This window comes from Kitasatospora sp. NPDC089509 (genome assembly GCF_044749365.1).
Taxonomy (GTDB): Bacteria; Actinomycetota; Actinomycetes; order Streptomycetales; family Streptomycetaceae; genus Kitasatospora.
The window spans coordinates 1-1,320 of sequence record NZ_JBIVHS010000064.1; the positions used below are offsets into that span (position 1 = coordinate 1).

Genomic DNA, 1,320 nt, shown 5'->3' on the forward strand with positions numbered 1-1,320 from the left:
CGCCGCCGGGGTGCCGAGGAAGGCCTCCCAGCCGCCGGCCGGGGACTGGCCCGGGCCGAGGCCCTGCAGCTTGCGCAGCACCGCCGGGTCCTGGGCGTCCAGCCAGTCCACCAGTTGGCGGAAGGACACCAGCCGGACCTCCGGCTTGTCCGCGATGGCCTTGAGCACGTCCTCGACGGCGTTCATGTAGATGCCGCCGTTCCACTCCTCGAAGTGGTTGCCGATGATGTACGGCGCCCGGTTGCTGTTGTAGGTGCGGTCGAAGCCCATCAGGTAGGCGTCCCGGGCCTGGGTCTGGTAGCCCGGGTAGAGCGCCGGGTCGGCCTTGGTGTTGGGGCCGCACTGGTTGAACATGATGTTGTAGTCCATCGACAGCACCTGGAAGGTGTGCCCGGGGAACGGGATGGACTGCAGCGGGAGGTCCCACAGGGCGCCGCCCTGGATCTTCTGCGGCCACACCTGGGTGCCGTTGCCGCTGCTGTCGTAGCGCCAGCCGCGCTTGACGGCGGTGGGCAGCAGGTTGCGCTGGCCCTCCAGGCAGGGGGTGCGGCTGCCGATCAGCTCCTTGCGGTAGTCGAAGGGCAGCGCCGGCAGGTCGGTGAAGCCGGTGTTGGTGCGCCAGTTGGTGACGAAGTCCATCGCCTGCTGGATCTCGCTGTCCCACTCCTCCGGGGACCACTTGCCGACGCCGGTGGAGCCGCAGAAGTGGCCGTTGAAGTGGGTGCCGATCTCGTGGCCCTCCAGCCAGGCGGCGTGCACGTTCTCCAGGGTGTCGTGGATGTGCTGGTCGCTCAGGTAGCCGATCTCGGAGGCGCCGACCTTGTGCTGCGGCGGGCGGTACTGGTCCTTCTTGGACTCCGGCAGCAGGTAGAGGCCGCTCAGGAAGAAGGTCATCGAGGCGTTGTGCTCCTGGGCCAGCCGGCGGAAGCGGCCGAACAGGCCGTTGTCCAGCTCGCCGGCGCCGTCCCAGGAGAAGACCACGAACTGCGGGGGCCGCTGGCCGGGCTGGAGCCGTTCGACGACCGGCTGGTGCGGCTGGGGGCCGGTGTCCGAGGTGGAGCCGTCGCCGATGAGCGTGACCTGCGGCTTCTGCGGGGCCGGGGCCGGGGTGGCGCCCTGTCCCCCGGACGGTGGGGCGGCCGGGGTCGCGCCGCCGGCCGCCTGCTCCCCGCCGGCCCGGTCGCTGCCGCAGCCGGCCGCCAGGGTGGCGGCGGTGGCCGCTCCGGCGGCCAGCAGGGTTCGGCGGGAGAGCGCGTCCATGGTCACTCCGTTCATGTGGCGTTCGGCTGACGGCCGGCTCGCGTGCTGCGGGGGCGCGGC

General features: G+C 71.7%; 1 protein-coding gene. It reads right to left on the minus strand.

Annotated elements, in window-relative coordinates:
* The coding region (locus ACIP4P_RS45080) for a hypothetical protein (RefSeq protein WP_400930349.1) at positions 1-1,260 on the minus strand (1,260 nt) is incomplete at its 3' end.
* Positions 1,261-1,320 lie beyond the last annotated feature (60 nt).